This window comes from Streptomyces sp. CRN 30 (genome assembly GCF_034105845.1).
The window spans coordinates 1-20965 of sequence record NZ_JAVRHI010000454.1; the positions used below are offsets into that span (position 1 = coordinate 1).

Genomic DNA, 20965 nt, shown 5'->3' on the forward strand with positions numbered 1-20965 from the left:
GAACTCCTCCTGCGTCGACTCCTTGTCCGCGAGGAACTGGATGTCGTCGACGAGCAGGATGTCCATCTCCCGGTACCGCTTGCGGAAGCTGTCGCCCTTGCCGTCGCGGATGGAGTTGATGAACTCGTTGGTGAACTCCTCCGAGCTGACGTACCGCACGCGCGTGCCGGGGTAGAGGCTCCGCGCGTAGTGCCCGATGGCGTGCAGCAGGTGCGTCTTGCCGAGCCCGGACTCCCCGTAGATGAAGAGCGGGTTGTACGCCTTGGCCGGCGCCTCGGCGACGGCGACCGCCGCGGCGTGCGCGAAGCGGTTGGAGGCGCCGATGACGAAGGTGTCGAAGAGGTACTTGGGGTTGAGCCGGGCGGTCGGCTCGCCGGGGCCCGTCGCGGGCGCGGGCTGGGCGGCCAGCGGCCCGGGAGCGCCCGTGGCGGGGCCGGGGCCGACGGGTCCGCCACGGTGGACGTGGCCGGAGCCGGCCGGCGGCTCGGGGGGTTCGCGCCGGGCGCCGCGCTGGTCGTAGTCGCCGCGCGACGGTTCGTAGTCGGGGCGCTGACCGTCGTACGGCGGCCGCTCCTGGTCGTAAGGGGGCCGCTCGGAGTCGTAGGACGGACGCTCGGTGTCGTACGGCGACCGGTCCTGGTCGTAGGGAGGGCGGTCCTGGTCGTACGGGGGGCGCTCGGGCGACTGCGGGCGGTAGTCCTGCTGGTAGCCGTCCGTGTACGGGCTCTTCTGGTACGCGTCCTGGGCGTAGTCCTTGGCGGGCTTGCCGTAGGGGCCGTCCTGCTGGGGCTGGCCGTAGGAGGGTTCCGGCGGGGAGGCGTACGGGTCGCGCTCGGGGAAGCCGAGGCGCTGCTGCTGCCAGCCGTAGTCGTCCTGCTGCGAGGGGCGCGGCCAGGAGCCGGGCTCGGGACGCTGGTACTCCGAGGGGTAGGCGGGGCGGGCCGTGGGGAGCTGGTCGGCGCGGTGGCGGCCGTAGGCGTCGTAGTCGTCGCGGGTGTCCCGGCTGTCGCGGGCGTCCCTGTTGTCCCGGCCGTCCCTGCTGTCGCGGCCGTCCCTGGTGTCGCGGGTGTCGCGTGCGTCACGTCCGTCGCGGCCCTGCTGGCCGGCCGGCGGGAGCTCGGGCTCCTCGTAGCGCGGCTGGGGGCGTGCGGGCGGCGCGGGGGGTTCGCCGGCCGAGTCGTCGACGGTGATCGCGATACGGATCGGGCGGCCGCACTCCCGGCTCAGCGTCTCGCTGACGACGGGTGCGAGCCGGCCCTCCAGTACGCCCTTCGCAAATTCGTTCGGCACGGCGAGCAGGGCGGTGTCGGCGACCAGGGCGAGGGGCTGGCAGCGCCGGATCCAGTGCTCGTCCTTCGACTCGACACCCTGGCCGCGGCCTTCCCCGAGGAGCTGCTCCAGTACGCGTGGCCACACTGCGGCAAGATCGGCAGGTACGTCAGCCACAGGGCACGCTCTCTCATGTGTCCCTCGAAGGTGTGATCCGAGGGGCGGGTCGGTTCGATCTGGTGTGGACGGGGCGGGAACGAAACAGAAGGGCCGGGGAGAAGGGAACGAATCGGAGTCCGGCCACGGTAGTCAGCGTGGCCGGTAGGGTTCAAGTTGTTGTCCCCAGCCTGTGGACAAGTGTCTCCCGGCGACCGTTGGTTTGACCGAATGGCGCAGCCCCACGTACCGTAACGAGGTCGAGTTGTCGATGGCTGCTGCCGCCTGCCTCCGATGGGCACAGATCGCTTCAGGTGATCGGAAAGCGGTGCACACGGGCGTAACGCGAGCTACTCGTGGGCGCACGGTGACAGCCAGGACGGCACCCCGCCACCTTCGATTCTTTCTGGAGCCCCCGAGTGAGCAAGCGCACCTTCCAGCCGAACAACCGTCGTCGCGCGAAGACCCACGGCTTCCGACTGCGTATGCGGACCCGTGCCGGCCGCGCGATTCTCGCGTCCCGCCGTGGCAAGGGTCGCGCCCGTCTGTCCGCCTGATCCCGATCAGGTCATGACGTCGTGCTGCCCACCGAGAACCGGCTGAGGCGGCGCGAGGATTTCGCGACCGCGGTACGACGGGGGCGCCGGGCAGGCCGCCCGTCCCTCGTCGTCCATTTTTGTAGCGGTGCAACGGACCCGCACGCGCCTGGGGAGAGCGCTCCCCCGACGCGTGCGGGTTTCGTCGTCAGCAAAGCCGTAGGAGGCGCGGTCGTGCGCAACACGGTGAAGCGCAGGCTTCGCCATCTGATGCGCGACCGGGTCGATCTGTTCCCCCCCGGTAGCCTGGTAGTCGTACGAGCGCTGCCCGGTGCGGGTGACGCCGACCATGCACAGCTGGCCCAAGACCTGGACGCCGCCCTACAGCGGCTACTGGGAGGGGGCGCGCGATGAAGTACCCGCTGCTGGCTCTGATCAAGCTGTACCAGTGGACGATCAGTCCGCTGCTCGGGCCGGTCTGCAAGTACTACCCGTCGTGCTCCCACTACGGCTACACGGCCATCGACCGGCACGGTGCCGTCAAGGGAACGGCGCTCACCGCCTGGCGCATCCTGCGGTGCAATCCGTGGTCGCTGGGCGGCGTGGACCATGTGCCGCCGCGGAAGCGTCCGCGGTGGCACGAGATGCTGCGGAACGCCTGGCGCGTACGCAAGGGCGGGCCCTCCGCCGCCGAACCGGCCACCGAAGGACAGGCTTCTCCCACGAGTCAGTCCGGTCCTTCGAGCCCGGCCGCAGAGACCCAGTCCCATGCCCAAGGAGCATGATTAGTGGACACGATTGCCAGCCTTTTCAGCTTCATCACGACACCTGTCTCCTGGGTCATCGTCCAGTTCCACAGCGTGTACGGCGCCATCTTCGGCCCTGACACCGGATGGGCCTGGGGCCTGTCCATCGTGTCCCTGGTGGTCCTGATCCGGATCTGTCTGATCCCGCTCTTCGTCAAGCAGATCAAGTCGACCCGGGCCATGCAGACGCTCCAGCCCGAGATGAAGAAGATCCAGGAGCGCTACAAGAACGACAAGCAGCGTCAGTCCGAAGAGATGATGAAGCTGTACAAGGAGACGGGTACCAACCCGCTCTCCTCGTGCCTTCCCATCCTGGCGCAGTCCCCGTTCTTCTTCGCCCTGTACCACGTGCTCAACGGCATCGCGACCGGTGACACCATCGGCGTGATCAACGAGCGGCTGCTGGAGAGTGCCCAGAAGGCACACATCTTCGGTGCGCCGCTCGCGGCGAAGTTCACCGACGGCGCGTCCAAGGTGGAGTCCCTCGGCTCGTCCATCACGGACGTGCGGGTCGTCACCGCCATCATGATCATCCTGATGTCGGCGTCGCAGTTCTTCACCCAGCGCCAGCTGATGACGAAGAACGTCGACACCACGGTGAAGACGCCGTTCATGCAGCAGCAGAAGATGCTGATGTACGTCTTCCCGGTCATGTTCGCCGTCTTCGGCATCAACTTCCCGGTCGGTGTCCTCGTCTACTGGCTGACCACCAACGTGTGGACCATGGGCCAGCAGATGTACGTGATCCGGAACAACCCGACGCCGGGTTCCAAGGCCCAGTCGGCCTACCTGGACCGCCTGCTCAAGCACGTCACGCAGCATGACAAGGTCGGCCGCCGCAGCGAGCGGGCCATCGTCAAGGCGATCGTCGCCAAGGGCCGGGACCGCAACGAGTTCGAGCGCAAGTTCATCAACGGCCTCAGCAAGGCCGGCCTGGCGGCCCAGGCCGACGGCACGGTCGCCAAGAGCGAGACCGCGATCGAGTCCGAGGACGGTACGACGGCCACCGCCGTCCCCAAGCGGCAGCAGCCCAAGCGGCAGTCGAAGTCCCAGCGGCAGTCCGGCACCACGAAGGCGGCCGGAGAGACCGGGGAGTCGTCCGCCGAGCCGACGGACTCCACCGATGAGGCGAAGCCGAAGTCGTCGTCCCCGTCGCTGAGCAAGTCCGACCAGCCCCAGGACGCCAAGCCCGCCGCCAAGAAGGCCGCGCAGCAGAAGACCGGCTCCGGTTCCCGCAGCAAGGCCCAGTCCGGGCAGCGCAAGGGACCGCAGCGGCCCAAGTCCCCGTCGAAGAAGTAAGAAGGAGTCCATCCCGTGACGGAAGGCACCACCTCCGCCGCTGCCGAGGGCGCAGACACCCTGACCCGCCTGGAGCAGGAGGGTGAGATCGCGGCGGACTACCTGGAAGGTCTGCTCGACATCGCCGACCTCGACGGCGACATCGACATGGACGTCGAGGCCGACCGTGCCTCTGTTTCGATCATCAGCGACACGAGCGGCCGTGACCTGCAGAAGCTGGTCGGCCGGGACGGCGAGGTGCTGGAGGCTCTCCAGGAGCTCACCCGCCTGGCCGTGCACCGGGAAACCGGTGACCGCAGCCGGCTGATGCTGGACATCGGCGGCTACCGGGCCCGGAAGCGCACCGAGCTCTCCGAGCTGGGCGCCAAGGCCGCCGCCGAGGCCAAGAGCAGTGGCGAGCCCGTGCGGATGAACCCGATGACCCCGTTCGAGCGCAAGGTCGTGCACGACGCGGTCAAGGCCGCGGGGCTGCGCAGCGAGTCCGAGGGCGAGGAGCCGCAGCGGTTCGTCGTCGTGCTGCCCGCCTGATCGGCTTCCGCGTTCTCCCGGCCCCGTCTGTTGCGCAGGCGGGGCCGAACTTTGTCAGCCTGAATAGTTCTGGTGGTGTCGGCGCGGGAAGCGCCGACGCGGTACGGAAGGACGGTCCCCCGTGACGGAGGCAGCGGAGCTTCCCCCCGCGCCCGAGCAAGCCCGTGAGGTGTTCGGCGATCGCTACGCGGACGCGGTGCGCTACGCGGAGCTGCTCGCTGAGGCGGGTGTGCAGCGTGGCCTGATCGGTCCACGCGAGGTACCCCGGCTGTGGGAGCGGCACCTGCTGAACTGCGCGGTGCTCTCCGAGGTCGTGCCGACGGGGGTGACGGTGTGCGATGTCGGTTCGGGCGCCGGTCTGCCCGGTATCCCCCTGGCGCTCGTCCGGGACGACCTGAAGATCACCCTGCTGGAGCCCCTGCTGCGGCGGACCAACTTCCTGACCGAGGTCGTGGAGCTGCTGGGCCTGGACCATGTCACGGTCGTGCGCGGCCGGGCCGAGGAGGTCCTGGGGAAGCTTCCTCCGGTGCATGTGGTGACCGCCCGTGCCGTGGCGCCGCTGGACCGGCTGGCCACCTGGGGCGTCCCTCTGCTGCGGCCGTACGGCGAGATGCTCGCCCTCAAGGGCGACACGGCCGAGGAGGAGCTGAAGAGCGCGGGCACGGCGCTGAGCAAGCTGGGCGCCGTGGAGACGTCGATCCTGCACGTCGGCGAGGGCATCGTGGAGCCGCGGTCCACCGTGGTGCGGGTCGAGGTCGGGGAGAGTCCGGGCGGTGTGCGGTTCGCGGCCAAACGGGCCAAGGCTGCTCGCACCGGACGGGCGCGTCGGCGTCGCGGATAGCGCCGTGCCGGAGTGTCGGGACGGTTCGGCTTCGGCCGCTGTGCATCGTGTTTCACGTGAAACGTCGCTCACTGCTGCACGGCATCATCAGTCGCGGCCGCGCCGCGGCCGAACCCCGCGACCGCAAGCCTCTCGGATCGCTCCGTGAAGGACCGCCCTCTCAGGGAAACCCGTCACCCAGGGAGAACCCGTCCCTCGGGAGGGGCACGGAGTTGTCCACAGAGGTGCATTTCTCCACAGAAGAGCAGGCCTCACTGGTTCATGACCCCGATGGCATGGGAGGCTCTGTTCATTGCGAGCCTGAAGTCGAGGAGAGTGAATCCTTGCGGTCCGACGCCAATATCGCGGGCCCGATGACCGATCCGGTCCCCGGTCCCCGTACCGAGTCGATGGGGGCGGATGTTTCACGTGAAACACCGCCGCCGATGGACGACACTCCGATCGGTCGCGCGGCCCAACAAGCGGTAGAGGCAATGGGACGCGCAGGCGAGGGCCTGCCACGGCCCGAGCAGACCCGCGTCATCGTGGTCGCCAACCAGAAGGGTGGCGTGGGCAAGACGACGACGACCGTCAACCTTGCCGCCTCCCTGGCTCTGCACGGTGGCCGCGTCCTGGTGGTCGACCTCGACCCCCAGGGCAATGCCTCCACCGCGCTGGGCATCGACCATCACGCCGACGTCCCGTCCATCTATGACGTGTTGGTGGAGAGCAAGCCGCTCTCCGAAGTCGTCCAGCCCGTGCCGGACGTCGAGGGACTGTTCTGTGCCCCGGCCACGATCGATCTCGCCGGTGCGGAGATCGAGTTGGTGTCCCTGGTGGCGCGTGAGAGCCGTCTGGAGCGTGCCATCCAGGCGTACGAACAGCCTCTGGACTACATCCTGATCGACTGCCCGCCCTCCCTCGGCCTGCTGACGGTGAACGCGCTCGTCGCCGGCCAAGAGGTGCTGATCCCGATCCAGTGCGAGTACTACGCGCTGGAGGGTCTCGGGCAGTTGCTGCGCAACGTCGACCTGGTACGGGGACACCTCAACCCCGCTCTCCATGTGTCGACCATCCTGCTCACGATGTACGACGGCCGGACGCGCCTCGCGTCCCAGGTCGCCGACGAGGTGCGCAGCCACTTCGGTGAGGAGGTGCTGCGGACGAGCATTCCTCGCTCGGTCCGCATCTCCGAGGCGCCGAGCTACGGGCAGACGGTGCTGACCTACGATCCTGGATCGAGCGGTGCCCTGTCCTACCTTGAGGCGGCACGAGAGATCGCACTGAGAGGCGCGGGCGTCAGCTACGACGCGACGCACGCCCATATCGGTGCCCAGAACGATCCGAGCATGGTGGAGGGGATCCAGTGAACGAGCGACGGAGGGGGTTGGGTCGCGGCTTGGCTGCGCTGATCCCTCCTGCCTCAACGGAGAAGTCGGTGGCGACGGCCGCCCTGGGTGGTGCTGCTCCCGCGTCCCCCACGACCGTTCCCGGACTGTCGACAGACCGTGGTGTGGCGGCGGCGAAGCTGGCCACGCTGGCTCCTGTTTCACGTGAAACAGAGGAGGAGCCGACGGAGTCCGGCACGGTGGAGATGCCCATGGCTCCCATGGGTGCGCACTTCGCCGAGATTCCGCTGGACCACATCAAGCCGAACCCGCGGCAGCCGCGTGAGATCTTCGACGAGGACGCACTCGCCGAACTGGTCACCTCCATCAAGGAGGTCGGTCTCCTCCAGCCGGTCGTCGTGCGGCAGCTCGCCCCCGAGCAGTACGAGCTCATCATGGGTGAGCGGCGCTGGCGGGCGACCCGTGAGGCCGGGCTGGAGGCCATCCCCGCGATCGTGCGGGCCACGGACGACGACAAGCTCCTCCTGGACGCGCTGCTGGAGAACCTGCACCGTGCGCAGCTGAACCCGCTGGAAGAGGCCGCCGCCTACGACCAGCTGCTGAAGGACTTCAACTGCACGCACGACCAGCTGGCGGATCGCATCGGTCGTTCCCGTCCGCAGGTCTCCAACACGCTCCGGCTGCTGAAGCTCTCGTCGGCGGTCCAGAAGCGGGTGGCGGCGGGTGTCCTGTCCGCAGGCCATGCGCGGGCGCTGCTCTCGGTGGAGGACTCCGAGGAGCAGGACCGGCTGGCGCACCGGATCGTCGCCGAGGGGCTCTCGGTGCGGGCCGTCGAGGAGATCGTGACCCTGATGGGGTCCCGGCCGCAGAAGGCTCCCCGGGCCAAGGGGCCGCGGGCCGGCGCCCGGGTCTCCCCGGCGCTGTCGGACCTGGCGACGCGGCTCTCGGACCGCTTCGAGACGCGAGTGAAGGTGGACCTCGGACGGGAGAAGGGCAAGATCACGGTCGAGTTCGCCTCCATGGACGACCTGGGGCGGATCCTCGACACGCTGGCCCCGGGTGAGGGTCCCGTGCTGCAGCGGAGCATCGTCGACGACGAGCCGGAAGAGGGCGATTCCTGAGCCCTTGCGGGCGGAGCGCCCCTGGGTGCTCCGCCCGGCGCCAGAGCGGGCCGTGTCCGGTGTGTGCCGGAACGCGGCCCGCTCTTTGCTTTCAACCGGTATCGGGGCAATCGCTTCGTGGATACGATGCGATCAGGTATGGCGCATTCACCTGGCGGTACCTCTGAGAGCGAGGCAGAGCCATGCGAACGATGAGCCGCACCGGTTTGGTGAGCGCGGGTCTGGGGCTGGGAGCGATCGGGGGGTTCATCGGCAGTCTGCTCAGGGAGCGGAGTGCTCTGACGGCCGCCCTGGACGCGAAGGGCGAGGAAAGCGAGGAACAGCCTCCATGGGGCGTCGGCTCGTACCGCTCACGCTGGACAACCTCGAAGACGTTCCCCAGCGCTGTCGCTCATGTGTCTTCTGGGAACTCGACCCCGTCAGCGGGGAGGCCGCGGTAAAGGGCGGCACGTCCGCCTTGGAGAAGGAGTCCTGGATCTCCGCCGTCCTGCTGGACTGGGGATCCTGCGGCCGCGTCGTCTACGTCGACGACGTACCGGTGGGCTTCGTCCTCTACGCTCCGCCCGCCTACGTACCCCGCTCCACGGCGTTCCCCACGAGCCCCGTCTCGTCCGACGCGGTGCAACTGATGACGGCCTTCATCGTGCCGGGCTACCAGGGGCAGGGGCTGGGCCGCGTGATGGTCCAGACGGTGGCCAAGGATCTGCTGCGTCGGGGCTTCAAAGCGATCGAGGCGTTCGGGGACGCCCGCTGGAAAGAGCCCTCGTGTGTGCTGCCGGCCGACCATCTGCTCGCCGTGGGCTTCAAGACCGTGCGGCCCCATCCCAGCCAGCCTCGTCTCCGGCTGGAGCTGCGCTCCACGCTGTCCTGGAAGGAGGACGTGGAGATGGCACTCGACCGGCTGCTCGGTGCGGTGCAGAAGGAGCCGGCGCTCAGGCCGCTGTGAAGCGGGCCGACTGATCGGGGCGACTGATCGGGCCGACTGATCTGGTCAACTGAATGGGCCAACCCCGAGGGGTTGGCCCATTCGTGTTTCACGTGAAACATCGCCCCGTGAAACCTCGCCACGCGGAGCGTCGCGTCACTCGGCGATGAAGTCCTCAAGGTCGCGCACGATCGCGGCCTTCGGCTTGGCGCCGACGATCGTCTTGGCCACCTCGCCGCCCCGGTAGACGTTCAGGGTGGGGATCGACATGACGCCGTACTTGGCGGCCGTCTCCGGGTTCTCGTCGATGTTCAGCTTGACGATCTCGATCTTGTCGCCGTGCTCGGCGGCGATCGCCTCAAGGGACGGCGCGATCTGGCGGCACGGACCGCACCAGGCGGCCCAGAAGTCCACCAGGACGGGCTTGTCGTTCTTGAGGACGTCCTCTTCGAAGGAAGCGTCGGTCACTTGCTTCAGGGTGCCGGCCACTGCGGGCTCCTTAACTGGTTGGTGCGTGGGGCGGATGGGGGTTCAGACAGTGGTCTTCTCGGGCTCGGCCTTGTCCTCGTCGGACAGGGCGGCGAGGAAACGCTCGGCGTCGAGAGCGGCGGAGCAGCCGGTACCGGCCGCGGTGATCGCCTGGCGGTAGGTGTGGTCGACCACGTCACCGGCGCCGAAGACGCCCGTCACGTTGGTCCGGGTCGAGGGGGCGTCGACCTTGAGGTAGCCCTCCGCGTCCAGGTCGAGCTGGCCCGTGAAGAGCTCGGTGCGCGGGTCGTGGCCGATCGCGATGAAGAGACCGGTCACGGCCAGGTCGGACAGCTCGCCCGTCTTCAGGTTCCGCAGCTTCAGACCCGACAGCTTCGGGTCGCCCTGGATCTCGGCGACCTCGCTGTCCCAGACGAACGAAATCTTCGGGTCGGCGAAGGCACGCTCCTGCATGGCCTTCGAGGCGCGCAGGGTGTCACGCCGGTGGACGATCGTCACGGACTTGGCGAAGCGCGAGAGGAAGGTGGCCTCCTCCATCGCGGTGTCGCCGCCGCCGATCACGGCGATGTCCTGGTCCTTGAAGAAGAAGCCGTCGCAGGTGGCGCACCAGGAGACACCGCGGCCGGAGAGCGCGTCCTCGTTGGGCAGGCCCAGCTTGCGGTGCTGCGAGCCGGTGGTGACGATGACGGCCTTGGCCCGGTGGACCGTGCCGGCCGTGTCCGTGACGGTCTTGATCTCACCGGTCAGGTCGACGGACACGATGTCGTCGGGGATGAGCTCCGCACCGAAGCGCTCGGCCTGGGCGCGCATGTTGTCCATGAGCTCGGGGCCCATGATGCCGTCCTGGAAGCCGGGGAAGTTCTCGACCTCGGTGGTGTTCATGAGCGCGCCGCCGGCGGTGACGGCGCCCTCGAACACCAACGGCTTCAGCGACGCGCGCGCGGTGTAGAGCGCCGCTGTGTAGCCTGCGGGCCCGGAGCCGATGATGATCACGTTACGGACGTCGCTCACGGCTTGGTTCCTCGTCTCTGACAGGGTCTTCGGACTGCGTCTTCGTGACCGGTGAAAGCGTTTCTCAGAGCTCTCACCCCACCCAACGGATCCTACGGGGCGTGCATTCCCGCTGTGTCCGGGCACACGGCGACGGCCCGCCGGGCCTGCGCGGATGCGTGGCGGGCCGAGACGGCGGCAGGGAGCACGATCCGCACGTCAGCGCTCAGGAGCGGGGGTAGGAGTCCTTCAGCAGCACGTCGCCCGCGCCCAGGGAGGGCTGCGTCACACAGGCTGTCTCCACGAGGTAGGCGGCGACACGAGTGGTGTCGGCGCGGTCCGGGAGTACCACCAGCAGGACCTCGTGGCCCTGGTAGACGCCTTCCTCGGTGGCGAGCGCGGCGTCGTCGCGACCGATGCCCTCACGGACGCAGGACGGCACGGTGGGCTGGACGAAGACGCGGTTACCGGGGTCGTCCTCGGACTCCGCGCTGAGGCTCTGGGCCGTCGACGCCTCACCGCTGCTCGGCGGGGCGTCGTCGGACAGGAGATCGGAGACCCGGTTCTCCAGCTTCTCCTCGGAGAAGGTGTCGGCGAGGGCGGATTCCTGTCCGGGGTCTCCGGGTGAGTCGCCGCCGTTGACGGAGGTGACGATCGCGGTGCCGAGCCCGAGGGCGGCCACCGCGAACACGGCACCGAGGGCGGCGACCCTGCGGCGTCCGCTCCGGGCCCGCTTCTTGCGTCCCGGCCCACTGGTGGTGGAGGGCGCGTGGCCCGCGGGACGGACCGCCGGTGACGATGTTTCACGTGAAACACGGGCGCGGTCGCCGTCGTGCGGGGGCGCCGCTGCGGTGGCACCGACGCTGACCGTGTCCGGCTCGACGGCCGGGACCGGCTCTTCGAGGGAGTGTGTCTTCCCGCTCGTGGCCGTGTGGGGCGCTTCGGGAGCCGCGGTGGTCGGGGAGGGTGCCGTGGCGGTCGTGTCGGGTGCCGTGGCGCTCAGCAGGGCCTCCGCGGCGAGGGCGGCGTCGATGCGGCCGACCACGTCGTCAGGCATGCGCGGTGGTCCGGGCAGGGTGCCGAGCAGCCCTCGGATCTCCTCCAGGGACGCGTAGACGTCCGCACACAGCTCGCAGGCGTCCAGGTGCCGCCGTACGTCCGTGGTCTGCGACGGGGGGAGCAGACCCTCGGCGAGGTCGGAGATCTCCGTGACGTCCGGGTGCCGGGCCATGTCTGTCGTCGACGACGTCACGCTCGTCCACCTCCGCCCTTCACTGCGGCTGAATCACTCGGCCCTGCCTCGGTCGGGTCCGCTTCGCGCGGGCCCGCTGCGGGTGGGACGGACGTCCCCTGCGTCCGGTTCCGTCGCGCGCCCGGTCCGTCGTCGCCGCTGCCGTCCGGACGCAGATGGGTGAGCAACGGCAGGAGTCTCGCTCTGCCGCGGGCACAGCGGCTCTTCACGGTGCCGGTCGGCACGTCGAGGACGCGGGCGGCCTCGGCGACGGGGTATCCCTGCATGTCGACCAGGACGAGGGCCGCCCGCTGGTCCGGCGGCAGGGTGCCGAGGGCCTCCACGAGCTGCCGGTGCAGGTCGTTGCGTTCGGCGGGGGCGGAGGCCGACTCGTGCGGCTCCAGCAGCTGCTCAAGGCGTTCGGTGTCGTCGACCGGGGCGGTCTTGCGGGAGGCGGCTTTGCGGGCGCGGTCCAGACAGGCGTTGACCGTGATGCGGTGCAGCCAGGTCGTGACGGCGGACTGGCCGCGGAAGGTGTGGGCTGCGCGGTACGCGGAGACGAGGGCGTCCTGGACGGCGTCGGCCGCCTCCTCGCGGTCCCCCAGGGTACGCAGGGCGACGGCCCAGAGCCGGTCGCGATGCCGGCGGACGAGCTCACCGAAGGCGTCGGGATCGCCCTTCACATGCCGGGCGAGGAGGTCCTGATCGCTCGTGCCGCCGTACTCGGTGCCATCCGCCATCGGACCCCCCTCCCCTGTGTCCGGTCGCTGTCAGCCCTTGAAGGTCACGTTCGTGACGGCCTGCTTGTAGCCGGCGCTGCTGTAGCCGTCCGAGGGAGCGTTGGGCACGGCGGTGATCCACAGCAGTACGTACTGCGTCTTGACCGACTTGGACGCCTTGATGCTCAGGGAGGTTCCGCTGCCGGTGGCCTCTCCGATCTCCTTCATGCCGTCGACCCCGGTGGAGGGCGACAGCGCGTCCGCGGCGTAGAGGTGCACGGTGGTGTGGTCGCCGGTGTACCGGAGCCCTATCGAGGCGGTCGAGACCTCCTGGGAGGAACCGAGGTCGTAGACGATGCCCACACCGGGCTTGTACGGGGCGAGCGTCGGGCCGGCGTTGTAGCGATTGGTCCGCCAGTACGTGCTGCTGTCGCCGTCGTAGGTGTTGCCGACGTCGCCCGGAGCCTGGGCCTCACCGCTGGCGACGTACTCCTGGGCCGCCTCGATGGTGATCGGCTTGGCGGGCTTCTTCTCCTCGTTCTTGTCGTTCTCGTCGGTCGTCTGCGTCTGGTTCTGGTCGTCGGACTTGCCGCCCCGGTTCATCAGGGTGTCCGCCAGCTGCCAGCTGCCGAGGCCGAGGGCCGCGATGAGCAGGGCCGAGACGCCCCACTTGAGGGCCTTGCCGGTACGGCTCTGCAGCGGGGGCGGCGGGGCCGGTACGGGCTGCGTGGCGCCGAGGTGCGGCGCGGGGCGGCCGTAGGAGCCCTGCTGGTAGGCGGTGCGCTGGTAGTCGGGCGGGGTGGTGAACGCCGGCTCCGGCGGGCGGATGCGGGGCATCTCGCCGATCGCCTTCACCAGCTCCTCCGGCGTGGTGCACGCCGACTCGTGGCGGGAGGCGGTGGCGCCGTCGTTGGCGAGCGCGCGCATGGACAGCTCCGACAGCCCACGGTGGACTCCGGCGCGCACCTGGTCGGGGGGGATCAGGCCGAGGTCCTTGGGCAGGCCGGACAGCCCGTGGGCGTCGTCCTCGTAGGGCCAGCGCTGGGTGAGCGAGGCGTACAGCAGGGCGCCGATGGCCTCGGTGTCGGTGCGCTGCGGGGTGTCGGAGGTGATGCCGCGCAGGGCCGCGTTGACGGCGAGGCCGCGGATGCGCCACTGCCCCGTCGACGTGCGGAGCACGGCGTTGGGGTTGAGCCGCAGGTGGGAGAGGCCCTCACGGTGGGCGGCGGCCATGGCGGAGGCGACCTGGGTGACCATCTGGTAGGCGTCGTACACCTCCAGCGGACCGGCGGCCAGCAGCGCGGTGAGTTCGGTGGCGTCGGGGAGCCACTCGTGGACGACGTAGACGAGGTCGTTGTCCTCGACGGCGTCCAGGACCTGGACGAAGCGGGGGTCGCCGAGCAGCGCGGAGGAGCGTGCCGCGGCCAGCACGGACCGGGCTCGGGCGTGTTCCGCCGGCAGGACGTGCACGCCGACGGCGCGGCGCAGTTTCTCGTCCACCGCCCGCCAACTGCTGAATCCGTCCAGACGGGTGACGCATTCTTCGAGGCGGTACCGTCTGGCGAGCTTGTGACCGCTGTGCAGTTCGGGAGGCGAGGCCTTCCCGGAACCCTCGGTGCCGGCGCCCGCCTGTGCCTCGTCGCTGTCCGTGTCCCGCTCCCGGTTGTTGGCCACCCCGTCGGCCGTGGACTGGTCTTCCGCCTCCGCGGTCAGCCGCTTGTCGCCGCTGTTGTCCGCCACGTCGACGGCAGCTGTGCTCCGTTCCGCCACCGTCGTTCCTGCCTCCCCATTCGTTGCGCGCCGGACACCCGTCGCGCGCCGTCCGACGCCGAAACCAATTGTGCCCACAGTCCGCCGCTATGCACGACACGCGGCGACGGACGATGGTTGTGCGCCTACCCCCCGTCTCAGCGTCCCAGGCGTCCGCGGACCATACCGACCATCGAGTTCAGCTCCTCGATGCGCATGCGGCGGGCCGCGACGTAGAAGATTCCGAGCAGGATGACTCCACCGGCCAGGAGGGCCGCGAGGGAACCCGCGACGCCCTGGCCGAGCGCGTGGGCGATGCCGTAGCAGGCGGCGCCGCTGAGCAGGGCGGCCGGCACCGAGGCGATGGCCAGCCGTGCGTAGGTCCGCAGCACCCGGGCGCCGTCGAGGTCGCCGCCGAGCCGCTTGCGCAGCCGGCGCCAGGCGATGCCGACGCCGATGGCGTAGGCCAGGCCGTAGGCGGCGGCCATGCCGACGACGGCCCAGCGCGGCGGGATCAGGAAGTAGCAGAGCGCGGAGGCGCCGGCGTTGACGGCCGCCACGATCACCGTGTTGTAGAACGGCGTCCGGGTGTCCTCGTAGGCGTAGAACGCGCGCAGGACGACGTACTGCACGGAGTACGGGATGAGGCCGAGGGCGAAGGCCATCAGCATGTAGCCCATGTTGGTGGCTTCGCCGGCGCCCGAGGAGCCGAAGATCAGCGTGCACATCGGGATGCCGAGCGAGATGAAACCGAAGGCGATCGGCACGATGGCGACGGCCGTGGTGCGCAGACCCTGGGAGATGTCGTCGCGGACCGCTCCGGCGTCGTCCTCGGCGGCCGAGCGTGAGAGCCGCGGCAGCAGGGCGGCCATCAGGGAGACCGTGATGATCGCCTGCGGCAGACCCCAGATCAGCTGGGCGTTGGCGTAGGCGGCGAAACCGGTGCCGTCGACCGGGGAGGACTTGCCCGCGGCGGTGGACAGCTGGGTGACGACGATCGCGCCGGCCTGGTTGGCGAGGACGAAGAGGAAGGTCCACTTGGCGAGGGTGATCGCCTTGCCGAGGCCGTGGCCCTTCCAGTCGAAGCGCGGCCGCATCCGGAAGCCGGTCTCGCGCAGGTAGGGGATCATCGCCAGCGCCTGCACGACGAGGCCGAGGAGGATACCGACGCCGAGGAGGCGCTGTCCCTCCTCCGGGATGCTGGTGACCTTCATGCCGGAGTCGGCGGCGGTGCCGTAGACCCAGATGAACATCCCGAGCGTCACGATGATGACGATGTTGTTCAGGACCGGCGTCCACATCATCGCGCCGAACTTGCCGCGTGCGTTGAGGACCTGCCCCATCACCACGTGGACGCCCATGAAGAAGATCGAGGGCAGGAAGTAGCGGACGAAGGTGATGCCGACCTCGTTGGCCGCCGGGTCGCTGGCGACCGGGTCGGACAGCGCCCGGATGAGGAGGGGCGCACCGAGGATCGCCAGCACGGTGAGCGCGCCGAGCGCCACCATCACCAGCGTCAGCAGACGGTTGGCGAACGCCTCGCCGCCGTCGTCGTCCTCCTTCATGGCCCGCACGAGCTGCGGGACGAAGACGGAGTTGAGACCGCCCCCGACGGTGAGGATGTAGATCATCGTCGGCAGCTGGTAGGCGACCTGGAAGGTGTCGCCGAGGAGACCGACGCCGAGGGCGGAGACGATCAAGGCGGAGCGGATGAAGCCGGTGAGCCGGGAGACCATCGTGCCGGCCGCCATCACGGCGCTCGACTTCAGCAGTCCGGCGGCGCGGCCGCCCTTCTTGGCCGGTGCGGCCGCCGCCGTGAGCGGCATGGTCGCGTCGCTCCCCTGCGAGGGTGTCTCGGCGGCCGGCGGGGGCGCGGTCAGGTACTGGCCGGGCGGGGGCGACGCGTGCTGCTCCTGGGCGTCCCCGGGGTTTCCGTAGGAGCCGGGGGCCTGCGGCTGCGCGCCGTACGGGCCCTGTCCGGCCCCGGGGTTCGCGCCGTACGGGCTCTGTCCCGCTGCCTGGTCGGAGCCATATGAGGGCTGTGCCGCCGGGTCCGAGCCGTACGGGGACGGTCCCGCCGCCGGGTCGGTGGCGTACGTGTTCTGGCCGGCCTGCTGTCCCGCCGGGGCGGCGGCGCTGTACCGGCCGGGTGCGGGAGCCGATCCGTACGGGTTCTGGACGGCCGCCGCCGGGTCCGCGCCGTAGGGGCCGGGCGCCTGGGGCTGGGGGTACTGGCTCCGATCCGGCTGCTGCCGGTCCGTCCGGTGGCGGTTCGGTGCGGGGGACGGGCCGGGGACGGTGGAGCCGTCGGTGTAGGACGGGTGGCCGCCGCCCTGCTGCTGGTCACGGAAGAGATGGGCGAAGGCGTCCGGCTCGTGGCGCTGCTCACCGGCCTGGGAGACCAGGTCGTCCACGCCCACGAACTGGGTCGTGCGGGGGTCGTCGCCGTACGGCAGGTACTGGGTGGGGCCCTCCGGCTCGGGCGCCGGGGGCTCCGCCCAGACCTGGGGGTCCGGGGAGTACGGCGACTGGGGCGGCCGGCCGTAGAGCGGCTGCTGCGGCGGGTACGTGCCCGGGGGCGGCGGGGGGTGCGCGGCGCGGTCGTACATCGCCTCGTCGACCGGGTCCTGCGCGGACAGGTCCTGGGCCCGGTAGGGGTCCTGGTCGTAGGCGTCCTGGAGGTACATGTCCGCAGGCGGCTGCGACGGCGTCTGGTCGTGCTCGGGCGGCGGGCTCTCGGGGTGACCCGAGCTGCCCGCGGCCTGGCCACGGTCACCGTCGTACGGCGCGTTCATGGTTTACCCCACCTCATCGTCCCCGGCCCACCGGCCACGACATCTCAACGGTCCACTCTCTCACCCGTCCCGGACGGGTCGGCGCTTTCCGCTGCGGTGTCCGCTCCCGGGTCACTCGGCTGCCCCGGGTCGCCTGTCCGGGAGTCTGTCCCGGAGTCCTTCGTGAGACGGTCGGCGGCGCCGTCCGGGTTCTCCCCGGTACCGCTCTCCGCGCCGTCCGCGCCCGTTTCGCCGCCGTCCTGCTCCTCCTCGGCGGCGGCGCGGGCCGCGGCGCGCTTGCGCTGCTGGTACATGCGGTAGCCGGCCAGGACGAGGAGGAGGACACCGCCGCCGATGACCAGCATCACGGTGGCGGTGATCTCGGTGACCTTGACGTCGAAGGTGACCGGCTCGCCGTACTTGCGGCCGTCCGCCGTGTACAGCTGCGCGATGACCGTCGCCCGGCCGTTGGCGTTGGCGGACGTGGTGAACTTCACCGACTGGCTGTGCCCGCCGGAGACCGACACGGGCTGCTCCTGGTAGGCGTCGCCGCCGATCTCCAGTCGCGTCGGGTTGGTCGAGGTGAGCCGCAGCACCAGGTGGTCGGCGTCCTGCACCAGGTTGTTCTGGACGGTCACCGGGATGGTGGCGCTGCGGCCGGAGAGCTTCGTCTCGGACTTGTCGATCAGCCGTACCTGGCCCGTGAGCCCGTCCAGGTAGGTCTCGACGCCGTTGCGGAACGTCTGCGCCTGGGCGGCGCGGTCGCGCCAGGACGTGGACATCCCCCGGTTCATGGCCCGGCCGAAGGGCGTCACGACGCGGGAGCGGTCCGACAGGACGGCCTTGAAGTGGTCGATCTTGTCCTGGGTCCGGGCGAGCTGCTCGAACACGGTGTGCGGCAGTTCCTGCTTGCGCAGGGAGGAGGGGTAAGCGGACCGCGACGGCACCTTCGTCGTGGCGCCGGGGTCCGGCTTGGCCGAGGCGGTGTCGGCGAGGTCCTGGGACTCCGACCAGTCGCCGCCCTGCAGTGCGGTCAGGGCCTCGGCCATCGCACGGGCCTGGCTGCCGGTCGGCATCCGCTGCGGTGCGACGACCACGCTGCGCTGCTTGCCGGTCTGCAGGTCCAGCGACAGGCTCTGGGCGAGGAACTGCTGCACGGCCGCCGTCGACGTGGACGCCTTGGTCAGATCTCCCTCGAACGCCGTCGAGAGCCGGGCGTCCGCGACGACCGCCGTGGTACCGCCGCCGATCGGCCGGGCCGCGGACGGCGTGTACGACAGGCCGCCGGTCTCCTCCAGGCTGTCGCTGCGGGTGATGATCTTGTCGGCGCCCGCGGAGGTGGCGACCTTGACGATCGAGGGGTCGACGGCACCCTCCACCGGCCAGGCGAAGTCCGTGGTCGGTTTCACGTGGAGGATCGGCTCGACCGTGTTGGTGACGACGTCGGTCGCCTCCTTCAGCTGGCTCAGCGAGCCGGTGAAGTCGGTGCCGTTGTGCGCGAGGGAGGCCAGGTCGGGATCGGCGAAGGGCAGTGCGACGACCTCCTTGTCCGCCACCGCCTTCTGCAGGTCCGCCAGCCACTGCTTGGCGACCGCCTGGTGCTTGCCGGCCGTGGTGGTGCCGTCCTCGCCCCGGACCTCGTAGGTGCGCGTCATCGCGTCGACGGAGGCCAGCAGGTCGGGATCGACCACCCAGGTGACGTCGAGGTCCTTGCCGAGCGTCACCATCTGGTTCAGGCGGCCGCCCGGGGAGATCTCCTTGGCGAGGTCCTCGTTGAGGAAGACCGGCGTCTGCTGCTCGTTCGAACCCGTCTCCGCCGCCATGTGGGAGGTGGAGATCAGCGGCCACAGGAAGGTGGTCTTCGTCCTGGTGCCGGCCTCGTCGGGCTGCCAGGGCAGGAAGGTGCGCTCCACGCCCAGGATCTGCTCCCAGGGCTGCGCGGACGTCTGCCCGGAGAGCGCCACCGCGAGCTGGTAGACGCCGTCCTGGCCGAGGTCCAGCGCGTCGACCGGCACCGACAGGGTGAAGTGCTCGGCGACCCCGGGCGTGAGCTTGGGGAACTCCTCGGTGTACTTGTCGTCCACCGCCGTACCGAGCGAGCCCTGCGGGTCGTCGCTGTTCCTGGCGACGGCGTCGATGGAGGAACGGGTGTCGAGCTGCGGCCCGACGCGCAGGTCGACCTGCGCGTCCGTGACCGCCTGCTTGCCGTTGTTCGTCACCGTGCCCGACACCGTGACCGTGTCGCCGTCCGTGGGGGCGGCGGGGCTGAGCGAGTCGACGGCCACGGACACCCCGTCCGAGGCGGCCGCCGCCGTGGCGGCGCCGGTCTGCGTCTGTGCCTGGGCCGCGCCGGAGGCCGGCACCTGTGCCAGGCCCGCCAGCAACGGTGCGGAGGCGAGCAGTGCCACAGTGCGCCGTACCCAGCGGCGGGCAGGTGAGGGATGGGTCCCCTGGAAGTCTGCCGCCTCGGCCACGCGCTCGCCCGTCCCTCGTCGTCGTCAGTGGTCGTCGGATTGTGCGTCCACGCATGGTAACGATGCGCGCTGAGGGGAAGTGCCGCGGAGTGCGCCACAAGATCGGCCGAAGGGACCCGGCGCGAGATCGGGACGCCGCGTATATGCCCCTATAGAGGGGAGCGTCGCGACAAGGGGTGCGCGGGCGTCTGCGCGGGCCACGTACCCTTTTCTGTTGTGCCGAACGCCAATGAAGTCAACCCCAGTGCCCTGAGCCAGGCGCAGCACCGTGCGGTGAGCGAACTGCTGCGTGTCTCGCCGGTAGCCGACGACCTCGCCCGCCGATTCGAGGAGGCCGGCTTCTCTCTCGCCCTGGTCGGCGGCTCGGTACGCGACGCGTTGCTGGGGCGGCTCGGCAATGACCTGGACTTCACGACAGACGCCCGGCCGCAGGACGTACTCAAGATCATCCGGCCGTGGGCGGATGCCGTCTGGGAGGTCGGGATCGCCTTCGGCACGGTCGGGGCGCAGAAGGCGGCTCGTGTCGGCGACGAGGACCGGACCCTGCAGATCGAGGTGACCACCTACCGGTCGGAGGCGTACGACCGCACCTCGCGCAAGCCCGAGGTGTCGTACGGCGACTCCATCGAGGAGGACCTCGTCCGGCGGGACTTCACGGTGAACGCGATGGCCGTCGCCCTGCCGCGGAAGGAGTTCGTCGACCCGCACGGCGGACTGGACGACCTCGCGGCGCGGGTGCTGCGCACGCCGGGGACGCCCGAGGAGTCCTTCTCCGACGATCCGCTGCGGATGATGCGGGCCGCGCGGTTCGCCGCGCAGCTCGACTTCGAGGTGGCTCCCGAGGTCGTCGTGGCGATGAAGGAGATGGCCGGGCGGCTGGAGATCGTCTCGGCGGAGCGGATCCGGGACGAGCTGAACAAGCTGTTGCTCTCCGCGCACCCGCGCAAGGGTCTGAAGCTTCTGGTGGAGACCGGACTGGCCGAGTACGTCCTGCCCGAGCTGCCGGCGCTGCGGCTGGAGAGGGACGAGCACCACAGCCACAAGGACGTCTACGAGCACACGCTGATCGTGCTGGAACAGGCGATGGCCCTGGAGGAGGACGGGCCCGACCTGACGCTCCGGCTGGCCGCGCTGCTCCACGACATCGGCAAGCCCCGCACCCGCCGCTTCGAGAAGGACGGGCGCGTCTCCTTCCACCACCACGAGGTGGTCGGGGCGAAGATGACGAAGAAGCGCATGACGGCGTTGAAGTACTCCAACGAGCTGGTCAGGGACGTCTCCCGGCTGGTCGAGCTGCACCTGCGCTTCCACGGGTACGGCACCGGTGAGTGGACCGACTCGGCGGTCCGCCGGTACGTGCGGGACGCGGGCCCGCTGCTCGGCCGTCTGCACAAGCTGACCCGGTCCGACTGCACGACGCGCAACAAGCGCAAGGCTGCGGCGCTCTCGCGAGCGTACGACGGGCTGGAGGAGCGGATCTCCACACTTCAGGAGCAGGAGGAGCTGGACGCGATCCGCCCGGATCTCGACGGCAACCAGATCATGGAGATCCTCGGGATCGGTCCCGGCCCCGCCGTCGGCCAGGCGTACAAGCACCTGCTGGAGCTGCGGCTGGAGAACGGGCCGATGGATCGCGAGGCCGCGGTGGCGGCGCTGCGCGAGTGGTGGGCCGCGCAGGAGAGCTGATCACGTACATGCGTCGGGGGTCGTGTTTCACGTGAAACACGACC

At 70.1% G+C, this 20965-nt stretch carries 18 protein-coding genes; 10 read left to right on the plus strand and 8 right to left on the minus strand.

Annotation, left to right across the window (positions count from 1 at the left end; genetic code table 11):
• Positions 1–1446, minus strand: a 1446-nt coding sequence (gene dnaA, locus UW392_RS51630; protein WP_320782374.1) for a chromosomal replication initiator protein DnaA, incomplete at its 3' end; no start/stop codon positions are given.
• Between the two features lie 398 nt (positions 1447–1844).
• On the opposite strand from dnaA, the gene rpmH reads away from it, so the two are divergent.
• The 9 genes from rpmH to UW392_RS51675 all read left to right on the plus strand — a co-directional run bounded on the left by rpmH (position 1845) and on the right by UW392_RS51675 (position 8830).
• Positions 1845–1982 carry a 50S ribosomal protein L34 gene (gene rpmH, locus UW392_RS51635; protein ID WP_003949374.1) on the plus strand — a complete coding sequence of 46 codons (138 nt, stop codon included), beginning with the start codon at positions 1845–1847 and terminating at the stop codon, positions 1980–1982.
• A gap of 21 nt (positions 1983–2003) precedes the next feature.
• Positions 2004–2375 carry a ribonuclease P protein component gene (gene rnpA, locus UW392_RS51640; protein ID WP_320782375.1) on the plus strand — a complete coding sequence of 124 codons (372 nt, stop codon included), beginning with the start codon at positions 2004–2006 and terminating at the stop codon, positions 2373–2375.
• Entirely contained in the window at positions 2372–2746 is a 375-nt protein-coding gene (yidD, locus tag UW392_RS51645; protein ID WP_320782376.1) for a membrane protein insertion efficiency factor YidD, read from the plus strand. The genes rnpA and yidD overlap by 4 nt, the downstream gene beginning before the upstream one ends.
• Before the next feature lie 3 nt (positions 2747–2749).
• Positions 2750–4066: a membrane protein insertase YidC gene (gene yidC / locus UW392_RS51650; protein ID WP_320782377.1), complete on the plus strand. Its 1317-nt coding sequence runs from the start codon at positions 2750–2752 to the stop codon at positions 4064–4066.
• A 15-nt stretch (positions 4067–4081) separates the two neighbouring features.
• Positions 4082–4594, plus strand: coding sequence for a protein jag (locus UW392_RS51655; RefSeq protein ID WP_320782378.1), 513 nt, complete (start codon positions 4082–4084; stop codon positions 4592–4594).
• A 121-nt stretch (positions 4595–4715) separates the two neighbouring features.
• Positions 4716–5435 (plus strand): 16S rRNA (guanine(527)-N(7))-methyltransferase RsmG, encoded by a 720-nt coding sequence (gene rsmG / locus UW392_RS51660; RefSeq protein WP_320782379.1) that lies wholly within the window; start codon positions 4716–4718, stop codon positions 5433–5435.
• Positions 5436–5710: 275 nt separating this feature from the next.
• Positions 5711–6784, plus strand: a complete 1074-nt coding sequence (locus UW392_RS51665; protein ID WP_320782389.1) for a ParA family protein — start codon at positions 5711–5713, stop codon at positions 6782–6784.
• A complete protein-coding gene (locus UW392_RS51670; protein WP_320782380.1) occupies positions 6781–7884 on the plus strand; it encodes a ParB/RepB/Spo0J family partition protein in 1104 nt (367 codons plus the stop codon). Before UW392_RS51665 ends, UW392_RS51670 begins: the two co-directional genes overlap by 4 nt.
• Positions 7885–8212: 328 nt before the next feature.
• On the plus strand, positions 8213–8830 hold the full coding sequence (locus UW392_RS51675; protein ID WP_320782381.1) for a GNAT family N-acetyltransferase: 618 nt from the start codon (positions 8213–8215) through the stop codon (positions 8828–8830).
• A gap of 135 nt (positions 8831–8965) precedes the next feature.
• Here UW392_RS51675 and trxA read toward each other — a convergent pair whose 3' ends face one another.
• From trxA to UW392_RS51710, 7 genes are all read right to left on the minus strand, one after another.
• Positions 8966–9298 carry a thioredoxin gene (gene trxA / locus UW392_RS51680; protein WP_320782382.1) on the minus strand — a complete coding sequence of 111 codons (333 nt, stop codon included), beginning with the start codon at positions 9296–9298 and terminating at the stop codon, positions 8966–8968.
• Between the two features lie 42 nt (positions 9299–9340).
• Complete coding sequence (gene trxB, locus UW392_RS51685) at positions 9341–10309, minus strand: thioredoxin-disulfide reductase (protein WP_320782383.1); 969 nt, start codon at positions 10307–10309, stop codon at positions 9341–9343.
• Between the two features lie 205 nt (positions 10310–10514).
• The gene (locus UW392_RS51690) at positions 10515–11519 is read right to left on the minus strand and encodes a hypothetical protein (RefSeq protein WP_320782390.1); all 1005 of its coding nucleotides are present in this window, start codon (positions 11517–11519) and stop codon (positions 10515–10517) included.
• Between the two features lie 17 nt (positions 11520–11536).
• The gene (sigM, locus tag UW392_RS51695) at positions 11537–12259 is read right to left on the minus strand and encodes an RNA polymerase sigma factor SigM (RefSeq protein WP_320782384.1); all 723 of its coding nucleotides are present in this window, start codon (positions 12257–12259) and stop codon (positions 11537–11539) included.
• A 30-nt stretch (positions 12260–12289) separates the two neighbouring features.
• Positions 12290–14008, minus strand: coding sequence for a protein kinase family protein (locus tag UW392_RS51700; RefSeq protein WP_320782385.1), 1719 nt, complete (start codon positions 14006–14008; stop codon positions 12290–12292).
• Between the two features lie 137 nt (positions 14009–14145).
• Positions 14146–16782 (minus strand): murein biosynthesis integral membrane protein MurJ, encoded by a 2637-nt coding sequence (gene murJ, locus UW392_RS51705; RefSeq protein WP_320782386.1) that lies wholly within the window; start codon positions 16780–16782, stop codon positions 14146–14148.
• Between the two features lie 44 nt (positions 16783–16826).
• Complete coding sequence (locus tag UW392_RS51710; RefSeq protein ID WP_320782387.1) at positions 16827–19235, minus strand: DUF6049 family protein; 2409 nt, start codon at positions 19233–19235, stop codon at positions 16827–16829.
• 216 nt (positions 19236–19451) lie between these two features.
• Between UW392_RS51710 and UW392_RS51715 the strand changes: the two genes are divergently transcribed.
• Positions 19452–20921 (plus strand): CCA tRNA nucleotidyltransferase, encoded by a 1470-nt coding sequence (locus UW392_RS51715; RefSeq protein WP_320782388.1) that lies wholly within the window; start codon positions 19452–19454, stop codon positions 20919–20921.
• Positions 20922–20965 lie beyond the last annotated feature (44 nt).

Excerpts from the sequence above, each read along its gene's own strand:
- UW392_RS51675 (WP_320782381.1), top strand. The coding sequence starts at position 8,213 with ATGGGGCGTCGGCTCGTACCGCTCACGCTGGACAACCTCGAAGACGTT.
- UW392_RS51665 (WP_320782389.1), top strand. The coding sequence starts at position 5,711 with ATGGGAGGCTCTGTTCATTGCGAGCCTGAAGTCGAGGAGAGTGAATCC.
- murJ (WP_320782386.1), bottom strand. The coding sequence starts at position 16,782 with ATGAACGCGCCGTACGACGGTGACCGTGGCCAGGCCGCGGGCAGCTCG.
- yidD (WP_320782376.1), top strand. The coding sequence starts at position 2,372 with ATGAAGTACCCGCTGCTGGCTCTGATCAAGCTGTACCAGTGGACGATC.
- UW392_RS51690 (WP_320782390.1), bottom strand. The coding sequence starts at position 11,519 with ATGGCCCGGCACCCGGACGTCACGGAGATCTCCGACCTCGCCGAGGGT.
- sigM (WP_320782384.1), bottom strand. The coding sequence starts at position 12,259 with ATGGCGGATGGCACCGAGTACGGCGGCACGAGCGATCAGGACCTCCTC.